We start from the raw sequence: 23515 nt of genomic DNA, 5'->3' as shown, positions 1-23515 counted from the left end.
AGATCGCCTGGCAGGCTTTTTTTATGCCTATTTTTTAAGAAACGGTGACATGACCGGATTGTAACTGATACATCTTCTTATACAAACCATCTTGCGCAATTAATTCTTGGTGATTTCCTTGTTCGATGACTTCCCCTTGATGTAATACGAGGATCAAATCAGCATCTTGAATCGTCGATAGACGGTGCGCAATAGCAATCGTCGTCCGTCCTTGACGCATCCGTTCAAGTGCCACTTGCACTTTCTCCTCTGTCTCCGTATCAATCGAACTCGTCGCTTCATCGAGAATCAGGATTTTCGGATCCCGTGCCATCGTGCGTGCAAAGGAAATCAACTGACGTTCCCCAGCTGAGAATGTGGCACCCCGCTCCGCAACGGGACTGTCATATTGCTGATCGAGTTGATTGATGAACCCATCGGCTTGGACGAATTTTGCTGCCGCCTCAACACGATCAAAGGAGATCGAGCTATCGAATAATCGAATATTGTCAGCGACTGTACCCGTGAATAAGAACGAATCTTGCAGCACGAGCCCGACATGCTGCCGTAGCTCTTCTTCCGATAATTGTTCGAGCGGTTGACCATCGATTAAAATCCGACCCGATTGATAGGCATAAAAGCGCATCAAGATATTGATGATCGAACTCTTTCCGCTTCCGGTATGACCGACAAGGGCTATCGTCTGTCCTTTTTTCGCCTCGAACGAAATGCCTTTCAAGACGTCTTTTTCCCCGTCATAACTAAAACGAACGTCTTCAAAGACGATATGTCCTTCTGATACACGTGCGTCCCCTTCGAGTTGTTTCGTCGGCTCTGGCTCATCCGTATCAAGTACCTTGAACACTCGGTCTGCTGAGACGACAGCTTGTTGGAACTCGGACAACCGTTGCATGATTTGCTGAACCGGTTGGAAGATCCGTTCCATGTAACTGATGAAGGCATAGACGACACCGACTTGAACTGTTTGCGAGAACGATAAGATACCGAAATACGTCACGAGTGTCGCAATCGAGATCGCTAGTAACAATTCAATGATTGGTCGTAGTAACCAACTATCGAGCTTCAAGTTCTTATAGCGACCGTTCTGGTGAGCGACGTTCGTCTCTTCGAATTCTGCCATTAAGCGCTTTTCTTGGCGGAATTGTTGGATGATCGCCATCCCGTTGATCGATTCGTTCAGTTGGGCATTGATTTTCGACAGTAAATCGCGGACTTCCGCGTAATATTTCGTTGAGTACTTTCGGTAAATCCAAATGATGAAATAAAACAGCGGTAACAACAGTAACGCAATCGTTGCAAGTCGCGGCTCTAGTAGATAGAGGAAGATATACGTTCCAATCAACTGAACCCCACTTTGAACGAAAGTCGACAGAACACCGATATAGAGTTCTTTGATTGCTTCCGTATCGTTCGTGATCCGGGAAACGAGTACCCCAGCAGGCGTCCGGTCGAAATAAGCGAGCCGTAAATGCATGACGTGCCGGAACACATCGATGCGTAAACGCTGAATGACTTGTAAGGCAATCTTTTGGAACTCGAATGCCTGCAAATAATCAACGATGATCCCTGTCGTATGCAGTAACAAGTAAGCTGTAAACAAGAGTGCGACTTCTTGAACTGGATACGTCCCTGGTGCAACATACTCATCGATGAAAATTTTGACGAGATACGGTCCTCCAAGTTTTGCTGCTGTCGTGATGAACAGGAGAACGAAGGCGATACTGACTTGCTTCTTAAACGGTTTGACGAAATCAAGCAATCGTTTCAGGACGGCTTTTTCATTGATATCATGATTCATTAGAACGCCCTCCTTGTTCGACGAGTGATTCTAGTTGCTGACGGTCATATGTCTCTTTGTACCAACCGTCGTGCGCGAGTAACTGATCATGCGTCCCCCGCTCGATGATCCGACCGTCTTCAAGGACAATGATCTCATCGGTATGCGACACAGCGGACAGACGATGGGCAACGATGATTTGTGCTTGATCGTGATCAGCCGTACGGAAGTGATGGATGATCGCTTCCTCTGTCTTAGCATCGACAGCAGACAAGGCATCATCGAGCACTAGAATCGGACAGTCCGCTAGTAACGCCCGTGCAATTGAAATCCGTTGCTTTTGACCACCAGACAATGTGACGCCACGCTCGCCAACCATCGTCGCGTACCCTTCTTTAAAGCCAAGGATATCCTCGTGAACCGCTGCGATACGCGCTGCTTCCATGATGTCTTCCATTGACGCATCAGGTTTCGCAAAGGCGATATTATCCGCAATTGAAGCGGAGAACAGGAAATGATCCTGTGGAACGATCGCCACTTGACGTCGAACGGTATCTCGTGTCAATTGTTTGATGTCTCGTCCGCCAATCGTGATCGCTCCCTGTTTCACGTCATATTCACGTGATAACAAACGAACGAACGTTGATTTTCCGGCACCCGTCTTGCCGACAATCCCAAGCGACTTACCAGGCTTCAACGTCACATCGATATCTTGTAAGACCGGTTGTGTGTCATAGATGAAACGTTCAATTCCAACATGGAGTTCTGGTGACGAAACAGTCGTTGCCGCTTCCTTCGCGTCTTTAATTTCCGGTTCGATCGCAAGCATCCGCTCGATTCGGTCATAAGAAGCACGACCACGTTCGACGATGTTGAACAACCAACCGAAGGCGAGCATTGGCCATGTCAATAAACCTAGATATGTAGTGAATGAGACGATGTCACCAATCCGGATTTCGCCTTGTTGCAACAAGTAGGCACCGTAGCCGACTGCGATGATGTACGATAGACCGACTAATCCGAAAATCGTCGGATCAAACAGAGCATCGATTTTTGCCACACGTCGGTTTTTTTGAACAACGTCATCGGACAAATCCGTAAATGTCTGTACATCAGACTCGACTTCCCCTGTCGCTTTTAAGACACGGACACCACTGATACTTTCCGCGACCTTATCGTTTAAATCGGAGAAGGCTTCCTGCGCGTCATGAAAACGCGAATGTAGCATCTTACCGTAGCGTGATGTCAAATAGACCATGAGTGGCATCGGCAGGAGCGACACAAGCGTCAACTTCCAACTGATCGTCGTGACCATCGTGATGATGACGAAACTCCCCATCGTCACCGAGTCAACGAGTGTAAGAATACCGGCACCCGCTGTCATTGAGACGGCTTGTACATCGTTCGTCGCATGTGCCATCAAATCCCCGCTCCGGTATTTCTTATAGAACGATTGATCCAAATCTGAAAAATGACCATACAGTTGACTGCGTAACAATCGACCGAGACGAATCGATGCACCAAAGATATGAAAACGCCAAAAATAACGAATGAAATACGTCGCGACCCCGATGAGCAACAATGTACCTGCTAGACGAATCAAATCATTTTTCGTCAAGCTCCCCTCACTTAGACCATTGACTGTCGTTCCGATGATCTTCGGTGGAATGAGTTCTAACCCCGCTACAAAAATCAAGCAGACGACCCCAAGACTATATGCTTTCCATTCTCGTCGGAAAAACCAACTGAGTTTCCTGAAGACTCCCATTCAAGTCTCCCCCCCTTTTTAAAATCCTGTGATTATTTGAAATAGTCTCACATTTTAGATTAGTTCTCTTTCTAAAAAATAGCAAACAAAAAGGAGACCATTTGGTCCCCTTTCGTATAGCTTATTTTTTAGGTGATTTCATTGAACCACTCATTGAACGCATCACTTGGTTGACTTTCTTTTGTGATGGCTTTTGACCCATTTGCATCATCAATGTCTTAATCATATCTTCGTTGATTGGTGGGTTTTGCTCCAAGTAGTTCATCATGTATCGACGAGCGATATAGAAACCAAGGGCGACACCTGCTACCAAGCAAAGAAGGGCAATTAAAATCCAAATCCATGTAGCCAAGTTGCTTCCTCCTCTAACTTAAAACGTCGCTTTTTACTATACTATAATTCCAATTGTTTGCATAGATGATAATAGATGAAAAACGAGTCCGACTAAGATCGGACCCGTTTTTCCGGAAATGATTATCCGAGTTGCTTGACTGTCGCTAAAACGTTCTCAACAGACATGCCGTATTCTTTCAAGAGGAAGTCTCCAGGAGCAGATGCGCCGAAACGATCGATTCCGATGACTTGTCCTTCTGTTCCTACATACTTGTACCAGCCGAGTGAAGCACCTGCTTCGATTGCTACACGTTTCGTGATGTGTTTTGGAAGAACCGATTCTTTGTACTCTGCTGATTGTGCTTCGAATACTTCCCATGATGGAAGCGAAACGACAGCTGTTGATTCACCAAGTTCTTTTTGTGCTTCTACAAGAAGGTGAACTTCTGAACCAGTACCGAGCAAGAGTGTATCGGCTTTCGTGACGTCACCAGCGATGACATAACCACCTTTTTCAGCGCCCTCTGTCGTCGTGCCTTCAAGTTCAGGAAGACCTTGACGAGTCAAGACGAGAAGTGTCGGTTTGTCTTTTGCTTGAACGGCTGTTTTCCATGCTGCGATCGTCTCTTTTCCGTCTGCTGGGCGGTAGATCGTGACGTTCGGCATTGCACGGAAGCTCATCAAGTGTTCGACTGGCTCGTGTGTTGGACCATCTTCACCGACAGCGATTGAGTCATGCGTCAAAACGAAGATTGATGGAAGACCCATTAATGCAGCGAGACGGACCGCTGGACGGAGGTAATCCGAGAATACGAAGAATGTCGCACCGTAAGGAATGACGCCACCGTGAAGTGCCATACCGTTGACAGCTGCTGCCATTGCGAATTCACGTACCCCGAACCAGATGTTGCGACCGCTTGGGTCGATATCGAAGTCTGCTTCGCCTTTAAGCATCGTGTTGTTCGATCCTGCAAGGTCAGCTGAACCACCGAACAAAGTCGGAACGTTCTTCGCGAGACCATTCAAGACTTCACCGCTTGTTTGACGCGTTGCTTTTTTCGACGACAAGTCGTATGTCGGAAGGTCTGCTTCCCAGTTGCTTGGCAATTCGTTTGCGATTGCGCGAACGAGTTCAGCATGCAATTCTGGGTGCGCTGCTTCGTATTGTTTCATTGTCTCATTCCATGCGTCTTCTGCAGAAGCACCACGTTGAACAATGCGCTCGTCAAACAATGATTTGACTTCTTCAGGGACGTAGAACTCTTCGTGATCCCAAATGTAGCTAGCTTTCGTCAACTTGATTTCTGCCTCACCGAGTGGAGCACCGTGAGAAGCGGACTTCCCTGATTTGTTCGGTGAACCGAAACCGATGACTGTCTTGACTTCGATCAATGTTGGTTTTGTCGTCTCTGCTTGTGCCGCCGCGATTGCTTTCGAAATCGAATCGATATCCGTTCCGTCTTCTACGCGAATGACTTGCCAGTTATACGCTTCGAAGCGCTTCTGGACGTTCTCAGAGAACGATTTATCGAGATCTCCGTCGAGTGAGATATCGTTTGAATCGTACAATACGACCAATTTCCCAAGACCAAGGTGACCTGCGAGTGAAGCGGCTTCAGCTGAAACGCCTTCCATCAAGTCTCCGTCTCCACAAATTCCGTATGTGAAGTGATCAACGACGTTAAGGTCATCACGGTTATATTTTGCTTCAAGATGACGCTCTGCCATTGCCATACCAACTGCCATCGCAATCCCTTGACCAAGTGGACCAGTCGTCGCATCTACACCAGCCGTGTGGCGGTATTCCGGGTGACCTGGTGTTTTAGATCCCCATTGACGGAATGATTTTAGATCTTCCATTGATAGATCATATCCCGATAGGTGGAGGAGTGAGTAGAGAAGCATCGAACCGTGTCCGGCTGAAAGTACAAAACGGTCGCGGTTAAACCATTCTGGATTTTTAGGGTTGTGGTTCATATGATCCGCCCAAAGTGAGAATGCCATCGGCGCTGCTCCCATTGGCATACCTGGGTGACCCGAGTTCGCCTTTTGTACGGCATCAATCGATAAGGTACGAATCGTATTAATTGCTAATTGTTCTACTGTCGTCATGTTCGTCAAAACAATCATCCTCTCTCTTTTTCACAAATTCCTACTCATTTTAGCACACTCTCAAATGTGATACAACTTTTCTAAATAGTATGTCACATTAAAATGAATGCGCTATCTATAGCCGTTCTATCGACTCATACAGGATGTCTGAATCGATGAAAGCCCTCTATTAAGATGTATTGCTATCGTACAATGTTTCCTCATCTAACCGCTCTAACAAAAAAGAGGTCCGCTTATAGCGAGACCTCTTTCTTCTATAGAAGAAACAAACGATTATTGTTTATTCCGTTCTTCTTCTTGTGCTTGTTTTAATTTCTCAGGTGTTACGTCCGTTCCCTCTTCATCGACGATTTTCATGCCCATGAGTTGGTTTTTGAACGATCCACGGAATGCTGCGAGATACGCTGCACGTAACTCTTTTTGCTCCGCTGTTTCGGCTTCTGATAACGGCTCAACTTTTGATTTATTCGCTAATGCATTGATTCGATCTAATTGTTCTTGTGATAACATGGAATCCCTCTTTCTCTATGACTCAAACTTGAGTAGTTCAATTGTATTCTTACTGTAAAAGAGCTTACAAAAAAAAGCAAGTTAACCGCGTCAGTCAGCGGGTAACTTGCTTCTTATTCCGGGCTAGGCGTCAGTTCACGGTATTCGAGGTATCGTCGATTGACGGTAGCTTTTGAAATATCGTGCCCCATTCCCCGTAAGGTGATCGCAATATCAGAAAACGTCAATCCGAGTTCACGAAGACGTACGATTTCTTCAATCGGTACATCTTTCCGACTCCGTCCGGCGTTCTCTCCTTGTCGATTGAGATTACGTTCTGGGCGAAATCCTTGTTCGACCGCCCGTCGCATGCCACGCGCGATTTTTGCATTATGCAATTTCCGTTGATATTCTTCAACGAGTGAGACAATCTCAAGGACCATCGCTTCCGCATCAGCAAGCTGATATTCGCCATCGGAATCGAGTGTCATCAGCTGAACACCGTGTTTCTTGAACGTATGCAAAATGGCAATTTTCGCATTCCCTCGTCCAATTCGTGTATCATCCGTCACGAGGACAGCATCTATCGCTTCGCGAGTCACATGATCAAGAACCGTCAGCATCCCTTCACGGTCAACATCATATCCACTCTCTTTTTCAGAAACGACATCTACGACATCAAATCCTTTTTGAGATGCCACCTTCGAAAGCTCCATCCGTTGACGTTCAATCGAACTATCTTGTGCTTCTTTTTCAGTCGACACCCGACAATAAATCACGACCTTCATCGTACCTCACATCCCTGTTCGTTCTTTCACAACTTTTCTATTCTGTCATTGTTGTGCGATTGGTACAACGATTTTGCTTTTTGAGATGACGTGTTTTGTTTCGACATCATTATTTTTGATCAACCAATTGACATATTCTTCATCTGACATTGAGCCGTCGTTATAGACTTCAGCAATTTGTTCGACTGTAGCGTTCTCATCGACCGTTACGGACGCCGTCATCAGTTGCGCCACTTTTTCATCCGGACGTGGTATGAGTAAAAAGATTACGAAAGCAACACTTAAAGCATAGAAGAGAATAGAAAAAGCATGAGTACGAATCGTATGAATCATCATGAATCCCTCCAAATATAAGATGAAATGAATTAGAATAAATGTTCGCGGAACAATTGTTCGCATAACTCATAATAAACACAGAACCGGTGTTCGGTCAACACAAAATGTCGAACAATTGTTTGTACGCTCATTTGTTCTATGTTATAGTGAATTTAGAAACATATATTCTTACATTTCAAACTTCAATCCAGAAAGAGGTGGCAATTCGTATGCGGAAAATGTCTAAGCGCCAACAAGAGATTCTTGACTACATCGTCTCTGAAGTGAAACTGAAGGGGTATCCACCATCAGTTCGCGAAATCGGGGAAGCAGTCGGACTCGCGTCTAGCTCGACGGTACACGGTCATTTGGATCGACTCGAGAAACGGGGAATGATTCGCCGTGACCCGACGAAACCACGTGCGATTGAGATATTGCTTGATAAGCCTGAAGAAATCACGGAAGCTATCGTTCATGTCCCTGTTATCGGGAAAGTCACAGCTGGTCTTCCGATTACAGCGATTGAAAATATCGAAGAACAGTTCCCGCTCCCTGCACATTATGTAGGAAACGAAACAGTCTTCATGTTAACGATCGACGGTGAATCGATGATTAATGCAGGTATTCTTGACGGCGATCGTGTCATCGTGCGCCAACAAAACACAGCAGAAAACGGAGAAATCGTCGTAGCTATGACCGAAGATAGCGAAGCGACGGTGAAACGGTTCTTCTTAGAAGATCAACAGGTACGTCTACAACCAGAAAATGACTCGATGGATCCGATGTATTTCGATAATGTCTCCATTCTTGGTAAGGTAATCGGCGTGTATCGGACGATTCATTGACGGAGGGACCAGTCACGACTGGTCTTTTTTCATGCCTTCAGGAAATGTACATGACACCGTCAATACCGTCGCGCTGACGGGTTACGTTGCGTATTCGGTCGCAACGCAACAAACCGATTGGTTACCGACCGCCATTGGTATCGCTGTCGGTACGCTTTGGCTGTCGCCCGACCTTGATTTAAAATCAGAACCGTATTATCGCTTCGGACCGTTTCGCGTCCTATGGATGCCCTATGTGAAAATCATGCCTCACCGCTCGATTTGGTCACATGGACTGATCATCGGAGACATCATCCGACTTCTTTATAGTGCTGCTATTTTAATTCCACTACTGTTTCTAAGTTTGTACTTTCAGATTCTTGATTCGGCAACGATTGATTCGTGGTTCGCTTCCCTGCCTGCTTTTATCATCGGCATCATGGTAGCGAGTACGATTCATATCCTACTAGATTATTCCAGTAGCTGGTTTCGACCTAAAAAAAGAAAGAAGCGTCGTCGTTAACACCTCTTATTACCTTTACACGGGTAGGAAGAGGTGTTTTCTTATCCATTTTTCCGTATCTTTAAACATCAAAATAAAAAATTTCCATTCCTATATTTCAATTATTTGTATTGAAAACGTTCTCAATTCGGAGTAATTTAAAGTAGAAAGGCCATTATCTGCTTTAATCCAAAGGGAGGGTTTTTGCATGAATAACTTTGTACTAGAAATGATCGGTACGATGATCCTCATCCTGCTCGGGGATGGTGTCGTCGCCGGTGTCGTCTTGAAAAAGACGAAATCGGAAAACAGTGGATGGATTGTCATCACGTTCGCTTGGGGTCTCGCCGTCATGACAGCAGCATTCGTCGCTGCTGAGAGTGGTGCGCACTTGAACCCTGCATTAACGATTGCACTTGCTTTGAACTCTGACCTACCGTGGGCAGACGTTCCGATCTACATTGCCGGACAACTTGTCGGAGCTTTCATCGGCGCCATTCTCGTTTGGCTTCATTACATGAAACATTTTGAAGCGACTGATGATCAAGCTGCAAAACTCGGTGTGTTCGCAACAGGTCCAGCGATTCGTCATACGCCGTCGAACTTGATTTCTGAGATCATCGGGACATTTGTTCTCGTCTTCGGTATTTTGGCACTCGGTTTAACGACATTCGGTGACGGTTTAAAACCACTCATCGTCGGTTTACTCGTCGTCGTCATCGGTCTCTCGCTCGGTGGTACGACAGGATACGCTATCAACCCGGCCCGTGACCTTGGGCCACGTATCGCGCACGCCATCTTACCGATTCCGAACAAAGGTTCATCTGACTGGGGTTATTCATGGATTCCAGTCGTCGGTCCAATCATCGGTGGAGCAATCGCTGTGCTCATCTATCAATTGATTTACTAAGATTCTGCTTTACTAACACATAATGCTCAAGGGGGATTTCGAAATGGAAAACAAGTATATCCTAGCACTCGACCAAGGTACGACAAGCTCACGTGCGATCATTTTCGATCACGATGGGAAAATCGTCAACTCGGCACAACGGGAATTTAAACAGTACTTCCCGCAACCAGGCTGGGTCGAGCATGATGCAAACGAAATCTGGGGTTCGATTCTTGCTGTCATGGCTGAAGCACTCGGAACTGCAGATATCAAACCTGAGCAAATCGCCGGAATCGGCATCACGAACCAACGTGAAACGACAGTTGTCTGGAATAAAGAAACAGGCAAACCAGTCTATCACGCACTCGTTTGGCAATCGCGTCAAACTTCTGGTATTTGTGACGACTTAAAGGAACAAGGTTTGAACCAGAAGTTCCGTGATAAAACAGGACTCCTGATTGATGCCTACTTCTCTGGCACAAAAGTTAAATGGATCCTCGACAATGTCGAAGGTGCACGTGAGCAAGCAGAAAATGGTGAATTACTCTTCGGTACGATTGATACGTGGCTCGTATGGAAACTGTCTGGTGGAAAAACACACATTACAGACTACACGAATGCTTCACGGACGTTGATGTACAACATCTACGAACAAAAATGGGATGAAGAGTTACTCGATATTCTCGGTGTTCCGGCTTCAATGTTGCCAGAAGTTCGTCAGTCGAGTGAGGTCTATGACAAAACGGTACCGTATCACTTCTTCGGTTACGAAGTGCCGATCGCTGGTATTGCTGGTGACCAACAAGCAGCACTCTTCGGTCAAACGTGCTTCGAAGCCGGTGAAGGAAAAAACACATACGGAACAGGTTGCTTCATGCTCATGAACACGGGTGAAAAAGCCGTTTCTTCTGATCATGGACTTTTGACGACAATCGCTTGGGGCGTTGACGGGAAAGTTGAATATGCGCTTGAAGGTTCAATTTTCGTCGCCGGTTCTGCGATCCAGTGGCTCCGCGATGGTCTTCGGATGTTGAAGAATGCGAAAGACTCAGAAGGTTATGCAGCGAAAGTTGACTCAACAGATGGCGTTTACGTCGTTCCTGCTTTCGTTGGTCTTGGCGCGCCGTACTGGGATTCAGATGTTCGTGGTGCAATCTTCGGATTAACGCGCGGAACTGATAAAGAGCATTTCGTTCGTGCGACGCTTGAATCACTTGCATACCAAACACGTGACGTGTTGACAGCAATGGAACAAGATTCTGGTATCGAACTGAAGACACTTCGTGTCGACGGTGGTGCTGTAGCGAATAACTTCTTGATGCAGTTCCAATCGGATATCCTTGGCGTTCCTGTCGATCGTCCACAAATCAACGAAACGACAGCACTCGGTGCAGCATATCTTGCTGGATTAGCCGTCGGTTACTGGAAAGATAAGGCGGAAATCAAAAAACAATGGAAGCTTGATCACCAGTTCAAACCAGAGATGAAAGAAGACGATCGTGAACAACGCTATGCAGGATGGCAAAAAGCAGTTGAAGCGACAATGGTCTTCAAACCATCGAAATAAGAGCAGAACTAGTTACCCCGGTCCCTTTTGCAGAGGGACCGGGTTTTTGATATCTTATAGAACATATAGCGAGAGGTGTATCATGAATTCTACTTATTCGGATCAACAGCTAAAAGAACACATTCAGCTTGCGCTTGATGGCACCATCACGCATGAAGAACTGGCAGATTGGTGTTACCGGTATATGATCGACGTCTACCATAATGACTTCTATCATCTTGAAACTGAAAGACGTGGGAGCTATCCGTTAAGTGAACAAGCGACTGAAGTAGCAAACGATATCGATACACAATTGGATCTCTATCTTTTTAACAGTTATTCTTGGGATGCATTACAAACACTTGATCTAGCTACAGTTCGCTTACCGAGAGAGTGGTTAGAAGAGCGGCTCCGAAAGTTTTGATTCATGTGAATCCATACTAGATTTTAATACGAATAAAAGTAATTGAAATAAATCCCCCTTCGCCTATTCGCAAAGGGGGATTTAACACTTATTTACCGAATTCTTTTTTCAACCCATCTTCAATCTCATCGACGGATTTCGACTGTCCGCTTAGGACTGCCGCTAAAAACGCACCTTCGACGAGTGGTGCGTCGATAAACCGTACCGTCCGTTCGCCGCTGTATAGTTCAAGTGCTAGTTCTGTGTTCATCGTCGCAGAACCGATATCCGTTAAGACGACTCCATCGTCGTCCAGCGTATTCAGCGTTTCTTCGATACGAGTCGCGTCCGTTCCAATACTACCATCCCCAAGTCCTGCTGCTACTAAGACTGGCGTATCCGGTGCCATCTCTGCCAACAGTTCCTTTAGTCCAGTCGCAAGCTTCTCACTATGGGAAACGAGTACAAGATTAACCATGGAGCACCTCCGCGATTTCGCCAAGTAACAGGGCACTCGATAGACTACCTGGATCCTGGACACCTTGAGTTGCTTCACCGAAGTACGACGCGCGCCCTTTTGTCGCGATACGTGCTTTTGTATCAGCAAGCGCTTGATCGATTGCCGCTTTCAAATCACTTTCTTTTGAAAGTGCTTCTTGGAATGGCGTCCAGATGTCAACCATCGTCTTTTGACCGAATTCCGATTTTCCACGCAACTTAATGCCTTCTGTCGCTTCGTGGAAAGCATCGGCAAGCTCTGCACCTTCGACTTCGGTTTTTCCTTTAAACGCACCGGCAAACTTGACGAATGCCGTGCCGTACAGAGGACCAGATGCTCCACCGACTGTTTTAATCAGCGTCATCCCGACTTCTTTTGATAATGCGCCTAAATCTTCGTATTCCCCGTGTTCCTCAAGCGTCTTTTGAACGGCTTGGAATCCCCGCGACATATTGATCCCGTGATCCCCATCGCCGATTTCTCGGTCAAGATCCGTCAATTCATCTTTATGCTGTTCAATCTGTTCTGCTGCTTTAATAAGTGCGCTTCGCAACTGTTCCTTCGTCAACTTCATATTAGTACACCCCGTTTATCTAAATTAGAATCCAATCGCTTTTGTTTCTGCGTCGAGATAACCGAGCAGTTCATCATCCACTGGTAGAAGCGTGATCGAGAAACCATGCATCTCGAGTGAGGTCATATAGTTGCCGACGAACGAACGGGCAATCTCGTAACCATGCGCCTGAAGTTCTTCCGCGACGTATTTATACGTGATATACAGTTCGGATTCTGGCGTTCCGCCCATTCCGTTCACCATGACAGCGACTTTTTTATCCGGTACTTCTTTCGTTAGACGATCGAGCAACTCTTTGACGATCGCATCAACGGAAGCAACTGCTTTTCGTTCGAGTCCTTTTTCCCCATGAATCCCGATTCCAATCTCCATCTCGTCGTCATGCAGTTCAAACCCTGGTTTCCCGCTCTCTGGCATGTAACATGGCGAGAGCGCCATTCCGATCGACCGGACACCATGAATGACCTTTTCCGCGACTGCTTTGACTTCACTCAGTGATTTCCCTTCTGCCGCAGCAGCTCCGGCAATCTTATGAACGAAGATAGTCCCTGCAACTCCACGACGGTCTTCTTCTTTTTTGATGGCAATGTCATCGTTGACGACGACCGTATCAACTTCGATGTCCTCAAGTTCAGCAAGTTCCTTCGCCATATCAAAGTTCATGACGTCACCAGAGTAATTCTTGACGACGAGCAATACGCCTTTCCCTCCATGCGCAGCTTTAATTCCTTCGAGCACCATATCAGGCGTTGGTGACGTGAAGACTTCCCCACATACAGCTGCAGCAAGCATACCATCCCCAACGAATCCCGCATGGGCCGGTTCGTGACCACTTCCCCCACCAGAGACAAGACCAACTTTTCCATCGAGTGGTACTTTCCGTGCCACGACGTTGACACCTTCGACCTTTTTATACAAATCAGGGTGAGCAAGTACGAGTCCGTCGACCATGTCTGAAACGAACCGGTTTGAATCTTTCATTAATTTGTGCATGAAAAACGCTCCTTTACCAATCTGATTTTGCCGTACCACTTACTCTTTACCACTAAATCAAGTCGAATATGTCGAAAAAAACGATGAAAATATTGACCAGTTAGTGACGATATTCCGCATGAATGCTATGCTCTTTTAAAAAGAGGAGGAATCGAATGTCATCAGCCTTCCAAGCAGGTGTTCGTGCCTGTCTCCCAACCGTCCTTGGTTATATCGGTATCGGCTTCTCAGCCGGCATCGTCGGTCGCGCTTCGGGTTTAACTCCCTTTGAAGTCGGATTCATGTCCATCTTCATTTACGCTGGCGCTGCTCAATTCATCATCACGAGTCTCTTGCTGTTGAATAGTCCTGCTTCTGCCATCATTCTAACGACATTCATCGTCAATCTGAGACATTTGTTAATGAGTCTGACACTTGCCCCACATGTCGAGACCCGGCACCTCAATGATCGGATTGGCATTGGCACACTACTGACCGATGAGTCGTTCGCTGTCGCGATGAATACTGCCCAAAAAGGGAAGCTTTCCCCGTCTTTCATGCATGGCTTGAATCTGACTGCGTATCTCAGCTGGATCATAGCAACCATTCTCGGCGCCCTTGTCGGTAGTTGGTTTCCTGATCCCGAGCGATTCGGTCTCGATTTTGCACTGACAGCAATGTTCATTGGCTTATTGTACTTACAGTTCGAAGGAGAACGTTCCCGCATTGCCGTGAATAGTTGCCTCCTACTGATCGTCATGTTTTTGCTTTACATAACCATGCGCTACTTTTCTCCAGAAGTCGCTGTTCTTTGTGCGACGCTTGGTGGTGCAAGTATAGGAGTCGTGATCACACGATGGAAATCCGTCCAGAATTAATTGCTCTCTTTTTAGCTTGTGGACTCGTCACTTGGATTCCACGCGTTTTACCATTTCTAGTCCTTCACGGACTGACGTTACCGCGCCTCGTAACGGAATGGCTCTCCTTCATTCCGGTCTGCTTACTCGGTGCGCTCTTCTTTCAAAATCTACTGATCGCGCAAGACGATGCGTTCCCCACTGTTTCGACGCTTCACGTCTTCGCAGCACTACCGACGATGGCCATCGCGATTTTCAGTAAAAGTTTATCCTGGACGGTCGTCACCGGTGTCGTCACGATGGCGTTTCTACGGCTGTATCTATAACTAATCTACTATTCTTTCCTTTAGCACGATTTGATATCAATCTTGTGCTATTCTTAAATAGAAATAAATGGATAGTGAAGGAGGTCCTAATATGCCGAATAAGTGGCTGTTGTCCTTTTTGATGTTATTGTGCGCTAGTTTTCTACTGGTGAATCAAATGGATCTACCTTATATGCTAAAACAAGGACTGATCGTGCTCTACGTCGTTGCCTATTTCGTCGCGATGGTTGTTTCTCGAAAAAAAACGACTAGATCTCAAAAACAATGACTCGAAAAAATCTCCTCTGGTCTTGAGAGACTGGAGGAGATTTTTGTATTCACGTATTTGCTTGTACGTCCTGATAATCCGATTGATGTTCAAACTCTTTTTTCGCAAACGGACATAACGGTAACAGTTTGATGTTTGCTTCCCGTGCCCAGTTGACGATCTCAGCAACGAGTTGTTCCCCGATTTGTTGATTCCGGTGCGCGGGATCCACATACGTGTGGTCGATGATCCACATGCCGTTGTTCGTGTCACTATAGGTGATTTCCCCGATCACTGTGCCCTCATGATGGGCTTCGATTTTACGTTCCGCTCGTTTCAGCTCCATTCGCTTCCCTCCGTTCATAAGATAAGGCACCGCTCGGACAACCGTCGACGACCCGCATGACGTCTTCGACCGGTGCTCCGTCCGCTTCAATCCACGGACGTCGTTTGACATCAAAGACAGTTGGTAGACTTCGTACACAATGACCTGAGTGAATGCAGACTTCCGAATCAAAATAGACCGTGATCTCTTTGCCTTCATATCCCTTCTTCATTACGTCTCGCCTCCCTATTTCTTGCTGTTGTTTCTTTTCCACGTCCCACCGTCAATCCCTGTTTTTCCATTACAAATAAAAAAAGCACTTCCGGACAGAAGTCCAAAAGTGCTTGAGTTAGATTAGAACAAGACCATGTACTGATCGCGTTCCCATTCCGTGACTTGTGTCCGGAACATATCCCATTCGATTTCTTTCAATTCAACGAAGTGCTCTGCGATGTGATCGCCGAGAGCGTGCATGACGACGTCATCCGCTTTCAGAACTTCTAGTGCGTGGCTGAGTGTTGATGGAAGATCATCAATTCCGTTTGCAACGCGTTCCGGTTTGTCCATAACGTAGATGTTGCGGTCGATTGGAGCCGGTGCTTTCAAGTTGTTCTTGATTCCGTCAAGACCTGAAGCAAGCAATGTCGCAAGTGCGAGGTACGGGTTTGCTGCTGGGTCGACTGAACGAACTTCGATACGCGTCGAGAGTCCACGTGCTGCAGGAACACGGACGAGTGGTGAACGGTTACGTGCTGACCATGCGACGTAGCAAGGTGCTTCGTAGCCAGGAACGAGACGTTTGTATGAGTTGACTGTCGGGTTACAAACTGCTGTGAACGCACGAGCGTGTTTGAGGATACCCGCTGTGAACGCACGTGCATCATCCGACAATTGCATGTCTTCGTTGCCTTCGTCGAAGAAGACGTTCTCGTTGCCTTTGAAGAGCGACATGTTCGCGTGCATTCCTGATCCGTTGACACCGAAGAGTGGTTTTGGCATGAATGTCGCGTGCAAGTTGTGCTTCGCAGCAATCGTCTTGACGACGAGTTTGAACGTTTGGATGTTATCCGCTGTCGTGATCGCATCCGCATATTTGAAGTCGATTTCGTGCTGACCTGGCGCGACTTCGTGGTGCGATGCTTCGATTTCAAAGCCCATGTTCTCGAGCTCGATGACGATCTCTTTACGGCAGTTCTCTCCGAGGTCGACTGGTGCGAGGTCGAAGTATCCACCTTGGTCATTCAACTCAAGTGTCGGACGGCCTTTTTCATCTTTCTTGAAGAGGAAGAATTCTGGCTCTGGTCCAACGTTGAATGATGAGAACCCGAGCTCTTCCATCTCTTTAAGTACCCGTTTGAGCTGACCACGTGGGTCTCCTGCGAACGGCGTGCCATCCGGATTGTGGATGTCACAGATTAAACGTGCAACTTTCCCTGTTCCATCTTCTGTCCATGGGAAGACGACCCATGTGTTCAAGTCTGGGAAGAGATACATATCTGATTCTTCAATCCGGACGAATCCTTCGATCGATGAACCATCGAACATCATTTTGTTATCAAGTGCTTTTTCCAATTGGCTTACTGGAATCTCAACGTTCTTGATCGTTCCGAGGATATCTGTGAACTGTAAGCGAATAAAGCGTACATCCTCAGCTTTAGCGATTTTCAAAATGTCTTCTCGTGTAATGTTGCGACGTGTCATGTGACAAATCCCCTCTCCGATTCGTTTTTATATGGTAACAGGTCCTTACTTGAAGAAACGCCCGAGCTCACCTTGGATGAGCGACGTCTTTCCATGTCGTCCTGCTTCCTTCAATTCATTTTTCAGGAGTTTATACAATTCGCCGTCAGATAGTTCCGGGCGCGTCTCGACGACGCTCTCCGCAACGCGTTCGCGTTTGACGAGATCGTTTTCAAAAATCAATTTGATCCCTGCGATATTCAGTCCTTGATCCAGGTATTCCTTGATCGACAACAGGCGATCGACATCGTTGAACGAATAGAGGCGACGCTTCGTCTCTGTCCGCTCCGGCTTGATCAGTCCCTGTTCTTCGTAGTATCGGATCTGGCGGGCAGATAACGCGGTCAACTCTTGAACGACTCCGATGGGAAATAGTGGCTTGGACTGGCGTGATGAGTCTGCCATGTGGTTCCTCCTTTTTCCTTACTCCATGAGAATAAACCTCTGTCAGGCAACTTGTCAAGCGATGTAAGAAAAGTTAACACAACTTTTTTAATCACTTGACATGAAGTCGTTCAGAGGTCTTTTCACGAGATATTCTAGTATTAAACGTTTTTTTCTGGAATTAATTGTTTTTCCATCAAATGATTGACGGCTGAGATGATGGCGATCTTGACGTGACTATACGTCAAACCACCTTGAACGTACGCGGTATACGGCGCTCGGATCGGACCATCCGCTGACAACTCGATCGATGAACCTTGTACGAATGTTCCTGCTGCCATGATGACATCGTCCGCATATCCCGGCATATAATCCGGAATCGGTAACGCATGTGCATTGACGGGTGAAGCAGCTTGAATCGCCTGACAGAAGGCAATCATCGGCTCCGGTGCATGAAACGAGACCGATTGAATCAAATCCGTCCGTTCTGCTGTATGATGCGGTGCCGTGTCAAAGCCGAACTGACCGAGCATGCTCGACGTAAACATCGCGCCCATCAATGCTTGACTGACCGTATGCGGTGCCATGTAGAACCCTTGATACATATCTGGAAGTGCGGATAGCGAAGGACCGGCTTCCGCTCCGATTCCTGGTGTCGTCATCCGGAACGATGCTCGTTCAATCAAGTCGGTCCGCCCGACGAGATAACCACCGGTCTTCGCAAGACCACCACCTGGGTTCTTAATCAACGATCCTGCCATCAAGTCCGCCCCGACATGCGTCGGTTCGATCGTCTCGACGAACTCACCATAACAGTTATCGACGAAGATCAAGACATGCGGATGAACGGCTTTAATGGCAGCGATTGCCTCACCGATTTCGCTAACTGGTAGACTGCGACGTGTCGCATATCCTTTTGAACGCTGGATTCCGACGACTTTCGTCTGTGGTGTGATCCGTTCGAGAACAGCCTGTACGTCAATCGTCTCGGCGTTTTTCATCTCGACGACATCATAGTGGACGCCCAGTTCCTTTAATGAACCGCGTCCGTCACCACGAATCCCGACGATCTCTTCAAGCGTGTCGTATGGTTTTCCTGTGATATAGAGCAACTCATCGCCCGGCAACAACAACCCGAACAACGCGATACCGATTGCGTGCGTCCCGCTGATGATTTGTGGACGACAAAGACCGGCTTCCGCCCCGAAGACATCGGCATAGATCCGCTCGAGCGTATCGCGCCCTTCATCGTTGTAGCCGTAGCCTGTTGACGGCATGAAATGAAAATCACTGACCTTGTGACGTCGGAACGCATCGAGGACACGGAATTGATTATATTCCGCGACCTCTTGCGCCTTCTTGACGTACGGTGCGATCTGTTCCTCCGCCCGGTCAATGAGTGGACGGAGGGTTTCGTAATGGGTTAATTCTGAAAACATGTTTACACCTCGTATTGTTTCAATGTCGCGTAGAGCCGCGTATCTTTACGCAAGTAACCTTTTAGAATGACGGAACCATCTTCTTCAAACGATTCTTTCAAGTTCATCATGACTTCCTTCGCCGGATTGTAATGGGCAAAACCATCAACCGGAATGCGAATCTCGAGATACTCGAGGATTTCGCTGATCGAACGTTCGATTTCTTCAATCAAGCGCTCGATGTCCTGCGGATCAAGCGCAGAGATCAACAGCTTCCCGCCTGTGAACAAGCGGTTCAGTTGGTCTTTCTTGTTGTAGACTTCCAGTTGCGGGATGTCACCAGCACCGAGTTCATCGAGGACATCGTTCGTCGTCTGCATCTGATTCAAATAATGCTCACTCGACGCATCAACGACGTGGAGGATCAAGTCCGCTTCAAGCACTTCTTCGAGTGTCGAACGGAATGCGGCGATCAACTTCGTCGGGAGATCTTGAATGAAACCAACCGTATCCGTCAGAAGGATTTGACCACCTTCTGGCAAATCAACTTGACGCGTCAACGGATCGAGCGTCGCGAACAACTCATCCTTTTCGTATGTGTCGGCTTGTGTCAACCGGTTGAAGATCGTTGACTTGCCGGCATTCGTATAACCGACGAGTGCGATTTGGAACGTCTGATTTTCTTTGCGACGTTCCCGGTAACGGGCACGGTGAGCAACGGATGTCTCGAGTTGTTTCGAGATCTCATCAACCCGACGACGGATATGACGGCGATCCGTCTCGAGTTTTGACTCACCTGGTCCACGTGTTCCGATTCCTCCACCAAGGCGCGACAGTTGTGTTCCCTGTCCCGCGAGGCGTGGTAAGAGATAACTCATCTGTGCCAGTTCTACCTGCAATTTCCCTTCGCGTGACTGGGCACGTCCAGCGAAGATATCGAGGATCAACTGTGTCCGGTCAATCAATTTGATCGCTTCCGGGTCTGATAAGGCGATCCGAATATTTTTCATCTGACCGGGCGTGACCTCGGCATTGAATATGATTAAATCAGGTTCAAGTTCGTCTGCTAACGCAACGAGTTCTTCAACCTTTCCTTTTCCGATGAACGTACGGCGGTCAATCGCTTGTCGTTTTTGATCCAAACGACCGACGACGACACCATGCGCAGTCGTTACGAGTGCTTCGAGCTCCGCGACCGATTCTTCATAGACATGGTCCGGTACACCGGGGAGCTGGCAACCAACGACGATGACGCGTTCTGACATAATATCATTCCTTTCACGAGTAAAGACGTACTGCGCCCTTTATCATACCACAGGCACCGGTTCGTCTGAACTTTTTTGGACAGGAAACATCCGTTCGGTTTATGATGGAAGAAACACTACGATGAAGGGAAGGAAAACCATGGCACGCGAGCAGTCGTATACGCTTCCAGAGTTCATTGAACGCTATCTGTTTTATTTAACGACAAGTGGACGTCAACTTTCGACCGTCCGGCGCTATCGGTATGATTTAATCGAAGTCCATCGTTACATGACGGATGTAGATCAACCGCTCGAGACGATTGACGATTTCAAGGCGATTTCAATCGAAACCTGGAAGACGTTCATCAATGAATATTTGATCGAAGAAAAACTCTACCAGCAAGCGACGGTTGCCCGAATCGTCACCGTCATCAATCAAGTCAATTACCAGATTCGGCAGACGAAAGCAAAGCTGATTGAATACGCACAACCGACGCACGAATTGACGGCAAAACATGTCGCTTCCTTCAAAGAATACGAGCAATTGGTCCGGACGAATCAATCTGACCGCGGACTGACAGAACATCAATTGAAAGCACGTCCGTTTTTAATCGATCGAAACGAACTGATTCTCCGCCTGTTTTATCGCTACGGCTTACGCGTCCATCACATCATCGGCTTAAAGATGCACGATCTCAACTTCGCCCAGCAAGAGATGACCGTCCACGATCGACTCGGCAACCGCTACTTGCTTCATCTCGAGCGGGAAGATCAAGATATCATGTTACGATACTTGAAGACGATCCCGGAGCCAGTTCGCCCCCGTTATAACAGTACCGATCCCTTTTTCGTTGCGTTCGACTTCGCCCGGATGACATTCCGCTGGGTCTACAGTAAGAATGCCCCGAAGCAATTGTCGATCGTCATGATCACGAAGATGATGCGTCAGCTGAATGAACGGTCGGATAACAAACGGATTTTGACCCCGTCGATGTTACGCAACAGCTTCATCTTAAAAACGTATCAGGACGAGATGACGAAAGAAGAACGCCTGCAGAAGACATGCCTCTATAAGGATGTCTCGCTGCGGCGTTATGAAGAGGCGGTTGAGGAACTGACGCCGTTATTGTAAAAAATCATTAGACTTGGAAGTGACATGAATGACGATTCGAATGACTTATGATCAAGAAGCAGAAATGGGATATCTATATCTCTTCCCAGAAACATTTACTCCCGCAATTAAAGAGACGGACGAACTAGAAGCAAATGAATGCCTTAACGTAGACTTTGATCAAGAGGCGCGCATCGTCGGAATCGAATTTTTTAACGAGGAAGCAGACGTGATCCGTGACGTTCATTCCAAGGCATTCTTTTACGAGGAACTAGCAGATCGTTTCTCGCTTCGATTGCGAAATACGATTCCGAAGAGTACGTGCCTTCTTCAAGGAGTTACGTTTTACTTTTCTGAAACTGATCATACCGGGTTCATCGGACTCGATATCCTTGACTTGAAGCGATACCGTGTTGACGTTCTTCGTACGATTGCACAGCCAGCGTATAAATAATGAAGTGAACAAAAAAAGACGACCCCCCGGTCGTGGGGGTTGTTTTTGGGGGGGGGGGGTGGGGGGGGGGGGGGGGGGTTTTGTTGGGGGGGGGGGGGGGGGGGGTGGGGGTGGGGGGGGGGGTGGGGGTGGGGGTGGTGGTGGGGGGGGGGGGGGGGGGGGGGGGGGAGGGGTGGGGGGGGGGGGGGGGGGGGGGGGGGGGGGTTGGGTGGGGGGGGTGGGGGGGGGGGGGGGGGGGGGGGGGGGTGGGGGCGACCCCGGTCGTCTTTTTTGTTTAGCGAGAGACTTCTTGCGTCTCTTCTTGCTCATATAACGTCACGTTGCGTGCTGGTGCAAACGTCGAAATTGCGTGTTTGTAGATCAATTGCTGCTTACCTTCAGACTCCAAGATGACCGTAAAGTTATCGAATGACTTGATCAGACCCCGTAATTGATACCCACTGATTAAGAAAACCGTCGTCGGGACTGCATCTTTCCGTAATTGATTTAAAAAGACGTCCTGAATGTTGTATGTCGCTTTCATGATTCCCCGTGCCCCCTCTTTTTATCTGTTTCTGTCTTCGGGCAACTCTTATTTAACCGCTTTCAGAAACTCTACAGTTCTATCATAGATAATTTTGAACGTTTCTTCAAATGAAAACTTTCCCATATCTACCCAAACGCCATCAAATTGATGACGGAACCATGTCAATTGACGTTTCGCGAAGCGTCGTGTGTTCCGTTTTAGCATGTCAACAGCAGGATCGAGTGGTGCCCCGTCAAGGACTGGTAACATCTCTTTGTAGCCAATCGCTTGCAACGCCTTCGTCTGTCGGTACCCGGCAGCGTCAAGACGCGCCACTTCTTCAAGAAGCCCACTGTCGACCATCAAGTCTACCCGCTGATCGATTCGGTCATACAACCGATCCCGGTCTTCCATGTGTAAGACGAACAATAGGCTGTCGTAGAGTGCCGGCTTACTACCGGTCGTTTGTGTCTGACCGGTCCGTGCGACCTCGATTGCCCGAACGACGCGCTGGATGTTATTCGGATGGATCGCTTCGGCACGAACCGGATCGAGTTCCTTTAACTGGTCATGAAGCGCATTCGCACCGTGCGTCGCCGCGTACGCTTCGAGCTCGGTACGCAAAGCTGGGTCTTCCGCCTGTTCGGTAAACTGGTAATCATATAAAATCGACCGGATATAAAGCCCTGTTCCGCCGACGATGATCGGCAACTTACCCCGACTTGCAATCTCATCGATCGTCGCCCGAGCAATCGTTTGGAAACGCGCTACACTCATCTCGTCATCCGGTGTCACGAGATCAAGCAGATGATGCGGCACTCCTTCCATCTCATCGGTCGTCACTTTTGCCGATCCAATATCCATCCCTTGATAGACTTGGACAGAGTCCCCAGATAACACCTCTCCGTTTAGTCGTTTTGCTAGTTCAATGCCTGTCTTCGTTTTTCCAACTGCTGTTGGTCCGACGATGACGATGACTGGTTGTTTCTTCATTTTTCTTCACCCATTCTCTAACTTTTCATTCTGATTCGAGTGTACCACAGCCACTTACTCGGATTAAAAAAATCCACAAAAAAAACCGCCCTCCTTGGACGGTCCCACAAATACAAGTCT

Annotated in this window: 28 protein-coding genes; 10 read left to right on the top strand and 18 right to left on the bottom strand. The window is 47.5% G+C overall.

All coding sequences use genetic code 11. The annotated features are described in order from the left end of the window. Positions 1–34: 34 nt before the first annotated feature. From K6T22_RS05905 to yneA, 7 genes are all read right to left on the bottom strand, one after another. A complete protein-coding gene (locus K6T22_RS05905; protein WP_238239400.1) occupies positions 35–1798 on the bottom strand; it encodes an ABC transporter ATP-binding protein in 1764 nt (587 codons plus the stop codon). After that, positions 1788–3545 carry an ABC transporter transmembrane domain-containing protein gene (locus K6T22_RS05900; protein WP_238239399.1) on the bottom strand — a complete coding sequence of 586 codons (1758 nt, stop codon included), beginning with the start codon at positions 3543–3545 and terminating at the stop codon, positions 1788–1790. The genes K6T22_RS05905 and K6T22_RS05900 overlap by 11 nt, the downstream gene beginning before the upstream one ends. A gap of 121 nt (positions 3546–3666) precedes the next feature. Beyond that, complete coding sequence (locus K6T22_RS05895; protein ID WP_012370001.1) at positions 3667–3897, bottom strand: YneF family protein; 231 nt, start codon at positions 3895–3897, stop codon at positions 3667–3669. Positions 3898–4019: 122 nt separating this feature from the next. Further along, positions 4020–6008 carry a transketolase gene (gene tkt, locus K6T22_RS05890; RefSeq protein WP_238239398.1) on the bottom strand — a complete coding sequence of 663 codons (1989 nt, stop codon included), beginning with the start codon at positions 6006–6008 and terminating at the stop codon, positions 4020–4022. Positions 6009–6263: 255 nt separating this feature from the next. Next, positions 6264–6500, bottom strand: coding sequence for a DUF896 domain-containing protein (locus K6T22_RS05885; RefSeq protein WP_035398122.1), 237 nt, complete (start codon positions 6498–6500; stop codon positions 6264–6266). Positions 6501–6613: 113 nt separating this feature from the next. Continuing rightward, on the bottom strand, positions 6614–7267 hold the full coding sequence (locus K6T22_RS05880) for a YneB family resolvase-like protein (protein ID WP_238239396.1): 654 nt from the start codon (positions 7265–7267) through the stop codon (positions 6614–6616). A 45-nt stretch (positions 7268–7312) separates the two neighbouring features. Further along, the gene (gene yneA, locus K6T22_RS05875; RefSeq protein ID WP_238239394.1) at positions 7313–7603 is read right to left on the bottom strand and encodes a cell division suppressor protein YneA; all 291 of its coding nucleotides are present in this window, start codon (positions 7601–7603) and stop codon (positions 7313–7315) included. A 209-nt stretch (positions 7604–7812) separates the two neighbouring features. On the opposite strand from yneA, the gene lexA reads away from it, so the two are divergent. The 5 genes from lexA to K6T22_RS05850 all read left to right on the top strand — a co-directional run bounded on the left by lexA (position 7813) and on the right by K6T22_RS05850 (position 11767). Continuing rightward, complete coding sequence (gene lexA / locus K6T22_RS05870) at positions 7813–8427, top strand: transcriptional repressor LexA (protein ID WP_023467770.1); 615 nt, start codon at positions 7813–7815, stop codon at positions 8425–8427. A gap of 31 nt (positions 8428–8458) precedes the next feature. Continuing rightward, complete coding sequence (locus K6T22_RS05865; protein WP_238239393.1) at positions 8459–8929, top strand: metal-binding protein; 471 nt, start codon at positions 8459–8461, stop codon at positions 8927–8929. A 187-nt stretch (positions 8930–9116) separates the two neighbouring features. Beyond that, a complete protein-coding gene (locus tag K6T22_RS05860) occupies positions 9117–9818 on the top strand; it encodes an MIP/aquaporin family protein (protein WP_053452962.1) in 702 nt (233 codons plus the stop codon). Positions 9819–9861: 43 nt separating this feature from the next. Beyond that, positions 9862–11364: a glycerol kinase GlpK gene (gene glpK / locus K6T22_RS05855; RefSeq protein WP_238239392.1), complete on the top strand. Its 1503-nt coding sequence runs from the start codon at positions 9862–9864 to the stop codon at positions 11362–11364. Between the two features lie 82 nt (positions 11365–11446). Next, positions 11447–11767, top strand: coding sequence for a hypothetical protein (locus K6T22_RS05850; protein WP_238239391.1), 321 nt, complete (start codon positions 11447–11449; stop codon positions 11765–11767). An 88-nt stretch (positions 11768–11855) separates the two neighbouring features. Here the strand turns inward: K6T22_RS05850 and dhaM are convergent, their stop codons facing one another. Genes dhaM through dhaK form a run of 3 tightly spaced genes read right to left on the bottom strand, consistent with a single transcriptional unit; the run spans position 11856 to position 13812 of the window. Further along, on the bottom strand, positions 11856–12224 hold the full coding sequence (gene dhaM, locus K6T22_RS05845; RefSeq protein ID WP_238239390.1) for a dihydroxyacetone kinase phosphoryl donor subunit DhaM: 369 nt from the start codon (positions 12222–12224) through the stop codon (positions 11856–11858). After that, the gene (gene dhaL / locus K6T22_RS05840; RefSeq protein WP_238239389.1) at positions 12217–12819 is read right to left on the bottom strand and encodes a dihydroxyacetone kinase subunit DhaL; all 603 of its coding nucleotides are present in this window, start codon (positions 12817–12819) and stop codon (positions 12217–12219) included. Before dhaL ends, dhaM begins: the two co-directional genes overlap by 8 nt. 24 nt (positions 12820–12843) lie before the next feature. Continuing rightward, positions 12844–13812 carry a dihydroxyacetone kinase subunit DhaK gene (gene dhaK, locus K6T22_RS05835; protein WP_238239388.1) on the bottom strand — a complete coding sequence of 323 codons (969 nt, stop codon included), beginning with the start codon at positions 13810–13812 and terminating at the stop codon, positions 12844–12846. A 155-nt stretch (positions 13813–13967) separates the two neighbouring features. Here dhaK and K6T22_RS05830 point away from each other — a divergent pair, with 155 nt between their 5' ends. The 3 genes from K6T22_RS05830 (at position 13968) to K6T22_RS05820 (ending at position 15242) form a co-directional block, all read left to right on the top strand. Continuing rightward, positions 13968–14669: an AzlC family ABC transporter permease gene (locus tag K6T22_RS05830; protein WP_238239387.1), complete on the top strand. Its 702-nt coding sequence runs from the start codon at positions 13968–13970 to the stop codon at positions 14667–14669. Then, positions 14648–14974: an AzlD domain-containing protein gene (locus tag K6T22_RS05825; protein WP_238239386.1), complete on the top strand. Its 327-nt coding sequence runs from the start codon at positions 14648–14650 to the stop codon at positions 14972–14974. Before K6T22_RS05830 ends, K6T22_RS05825 begins: the two co-directional genes overlap by 22 nt. A 91-nt stretch (positions 14975–15065) precedes the next feature. After that, positions 15066–15242 (top strand): hypothetical protein, encoded by a 177-nt coding sequence (locus K6T22_RS05820; RefSeq protein WP_238239384.1) that lies wholly within the window; start codon positions 15066–15068, stop codon positions 15240–15242. 49 nt (positions 15243–15291) lie between these two features. Here K6T22_RS05820 and K6T22_RS05815 read toward each other — a convergent pair whose 3' ends face one another. The 6 genes from K6T22_RS05815 to hflX all read right to left on the bottom strand — a co-directional run bounded on the left by K6T22_RS05815 (position 15292) and on the right by hflX (position 20353). Beyond that, positions 15292–15567: a GNAT family N-acetyltransferase gene (locus K6T22_RS05815; protein ID WP_238239383.1), complete on the bottom strand. Its 276-nt coding sequence runs from the start codon at positions 15565–15567 to the stop codon at positions 15292–15294. Beyond that, positions 15542–15778, bottom strand: a complete 237-nt coding sequence (locus K6T22_RS05810) for a (4Fe-4S)-binding protein (protein ID WP_050678346.1) — start codon at positions 15776–15778, stop codon at positions 15542–15544. The genes K6T22_RS05815 and K6T22_RS05810 overlap by 26 nt, the downstream gene beginning before the upstream one ends. Positions 15779–15900: 122 nt before the next feature. Next, on the bottom strand, positions 15901–17247 hold the full coding sequence (glnA, locus tag K6T22_RS05805) for a type I glutamate--ammonia ligase (RefSeq protein WP_023467759.1): 1347 nt from the start codon (positions 17245–17247) through the stop codon (positions 15901–15903). 45 nt (positions 17248–17292) lie between these two features. After that, positions 17293–17691, bottom strand: coding sequence for a MerR family transcriptional regulator (locus K6T22_RS05800; RefSeq protein ID WP_023467758.1), 399 nt, complete (start codon positions 17689–17691; stop codon positions 17293–17295). Positions 17692–17831: 140 nt separating this feature from the next. Then, on the bottom strand, positions 17832–19109 hold the full coding sequence (locus tag K6T22_RS05795; RefSeq protein WP_238239381.1) for a methionine gamma-lyase family protein: 1278 nt from the start codon (positions 19107–19109) through the stop codon (positions 17832–17834). Between the two features lie 2 nt (positions 19110–19111). Continuing rightward, on the bottom strand, positions 19112–20353 hold the full coding sequence (gene hflX / locus K6T22_RS05790) for a GTPase HflX (protein WP_034785946.1): 1242 nt from the start codon (positions 20351–20353) through the stop codon (positions 19112–19114). A 139-nt stretch (positions 20354–20492) separates the two neighbouring features. Here hflX and K6T22_RS05785 point away from each other — a divergent pair, with 139 nt between their 5' ends. Together K6T22_RS05785 and K6T22_RS05780 are read left to right on the top strand one after the other, a co-directional pair. Then, positions 20493–21464 carry a tyrosine-type recombinase/integrase gene (locus tag K6T22_RS05785; protein WP_238239380.1) on the top strand — a complete coding sequence of 324 codons (972 nt, stop codon included), beginning with the start codon at positions 20493–20495 and terminating at the stop codon, positions 21462–21464. Positions 21465–21492: 28 nt separating this feature from the next. Further along, entirely contained in the window at positions 21493–21897 is a 405-nt protein-coding gene (locus K6T22_RS05780; protein ID WP_238239378.1) for a DUF2283 domain-containing protein, read from the top strand. Between the two features lie 274 nt (positions 21898–22171). Here K6T22_RS05780 and hfq read toward each other — a convergent pair whose 3' ends face one another. Together hfq and miaA are read right to left on the bottom strand one after the other, a co-directional pair. Further along, entirely contained in the window at positions 22172–22420 is a 249-nt protein-coding gene (gene hfq / locus K6T22_RS05775; RefSeq protein WP_023467753.1) for an RNA chaperone Hfq, read from the bottom strand. 48 nt (positions 22421–22468) lie between these two features. Beyond that, on the bottom strand, positions 22469–23395 hold the full coding sequence (gene miaA, locus K6T22_RS05770) for a tRNA (adenosine(37)-N6)-dimethylallyltransferase MiaA (RefSeq protein WP_238239376.1): 927 nt from the start codon (positions 23393–23395) through the stop codon (positions 22469–22471). Positions 23396–23515 lie beyond the last annotated feature (120 nt).

The organism is Exiguobacterium acetylicum (assembly GCF_022170825.1).
Classification (GTDB): Bacteria; Bacillota; Bacilli; order Exiguobacteriales; family Exiguobacteriaceae; genus Exiguobacterium_A; species Exiguobacterium_A acetylicum_B.
This window is presented reverse-complemented; position numbering and strand designations above follow the sequence as displayed.

What these genes read in the sequence shown, in the direction of transcription:
- K6T22_RS05905 (WP_238239400.1), bottom strand. Translation starts at nt 1,798, where the DNA reads ATGAATCATGATATCAATGAAAAAGCCGTCCTGAAACGATTGCTTGAT.
- K6T22_RS05900 (WP_238239399.1), bottom strand. Translation starts at nt 3,545, where the DNA reads ATGGGAGTCTTCAGGAAACTCAGTTGGTTTTTCCGACGAGAATGGAAA.
- tkt (WP_238239398.1), bottom strand. Translation starts at nt 6,008, where the DNA reads ATGATTGTTTTGACGAACATGACGACAGTAGAACAATTAGCAATTAAT.
- K6T22_RS05885 (WP_035398122.1), bottom strand. Translation starts at nt 6,500, where the DNA reads ATGTTATCACAAGAACAATTAGATCGAATCAATGCATTAGCGAATAAA.
- K6T22_RS05880 (WP_238239396.1), bottom strand. Translation starts at nt 7,267, where the DNA reads ATGAAGGTCGTGATTTATTGTCGGGTGTCGACTGAAAAAGAAGCACAA.
- yneA (WP_238239394.1), bottom strand. Translation starts at nt 7,603, where the DNA reads ATGATGATTCATACGATTCGTACTCATGCTTTTTCTATTCTCTTCTAT.
- lexA (WP_023467770.1), top strand. Translation starts at nt 7,813, where the DNA reads ATGCGGAAAATGTCTAAGCGCCAACAAGAGATTCTTGACTACATCGTC.
- K6T22_RS05865 (WP_238239393.1), top strand. Translation starts at nt 8,459, where the DNA reads ATGCCTTCAGGAAATGTACATGACACCGTCAATACCGTCGCGCTGACG.
- K6T22_RS05860 (WP_053452962.1), top strand. Translation starts at nt 9,117, where the DNA reads ATGAATAACTTTGTACTAGAAATGATCGGTACGATGATCCTCATCCTG.
- glpK (WP_238239392.1), top strand. Translation starts at nt 9,862, where the DNA reads ATGGAAAACAAGTATATCCTAGCACTCGACCAAGGTACGACAAGCTCA.
- K6T22_RS05850 (WP_238239391.1), top strand. Translation starts at nt 11,447, where the DNA reads ATGAATTCTACTTATTCGGATCAACAGCTAAAAGAACACATTCAGCTT.
- dhaM (WP_238239390.1), bottom strand. Translation starts at nt 12,224, where the DNA reads ATGGTTAATCTTGTACTCGTTTCCCATAGTGAGAAGCTTGCGACTGGA.
- dhaL (WP_238239389.1), bottom strand. Translation starts at nt 12,819, where the DNA reads ATGAAGTTGACGAAGGAACAGTTGCGAAGCGCACTTATTAAAGCAGCA.
- dhaK (WP_238239388.1), bottom strand. Translation starts at nt 13,812, where the DNA reads ATGCACAAATTAATGAAAGATTCAAACCGGTTCGTTTCAGACATGGTC.
- K6T22_RS05830 (WP_238239387.1), top strand. Translation starts at nt 13,968, where the DNA reads ATGTCATCAGCCTTCCAAGCAGGTGTTCGTGCCTGTCTCCCAACCGTC.
- K6T22_RS05825 (WP_238239386.1), top strand. Translation starts at nt 14,648, where the DNA reads ATGGAAATCCGTCCAGAATTAATTGCTCTCTTTTTAGCTTGTGGACTC.
- K6T22_RS05820 (WP_238239384.1), top strand. Translation starts at nt 15,066, where the DNA reads ATGCCGAATAAGTGGCTGTTGTCCTTTTTGATGTTATTGTGCGCTAGT.
- K6T22_RS05815 (WP_238239383.1), bottom strand. Translation starts at nt 15,567, where the DNA reads ATGGAGCTGAAACGAGCGGAACGTAAAATCGAAGCCCATCATGAGGGC.
- K6T22_RS05810 (WP_050678346.1), bottom strand. Translation starts at nt 15,778, where the DNA reads ATGAAGAAGGGATATGAAGGCAAAGAGATCACGGTCTATTTTGATTCG.
- glnA (WP_023467759.1), bottom strand. Translation starts at nt 17,247, where the DNA reads ATGACACGTCGCAACATTACACGAGAAGACATTTTGAAAATCGCTAAA.
- K6T22_RS05800 (WP_023467758.1), bottom strand. Translation starts at nt 17,691, where the DNA reads ATGGCAGACTCATCACGCCAGTCCAAGCCACTATTTCCCATCGGAGTC.
- K6T22_RS05795 (WP_238239381.1), bottom strand. Translation starts at nt 19,109, where the DNA reads ATGTTTTCAGAATTAACCCATTACGAAACCCTCCGTCCACTCATTGAC.
- hflX (WP_034785946.1), bottom strand. Translation starts at nt 20,353, where the DNA reads ATGTCAGAACGCGTCATCGTCGTTGGTTGCCAGCTCCCCGGTGTACCG.
- K6T22_RS05785 (WP_238239380.1), top strand. Translation starts at nt 20,493, where the DNA reads ATGGCACGCGAGCAGTCGTATACGCTTCCAGAGTTCATTGAACGCTAT.
- K6T22_RS05780 (WP_238239378.1), top strand. Translation starts at nt 21,493, where the DNA reads ATGACGATTCGAATGACTTATGATCAAGAAGCAGAAATGGGATATCTA.
- hfq (WP_023467753.1), bottom strand. Translation starts at nt 22,420, where the DNA reads ATGAAAGCGACATACAACATTCAGGACGTCTTTTTAAATCAATTACGG.
- miaA (WP_238239376.1), bottom strand. Translation starts at nt 23,395, where the DNA reads ATGAAGAAACAACCAGTCATCGTCATCGTCGGACCAACAGCAGTTGGA.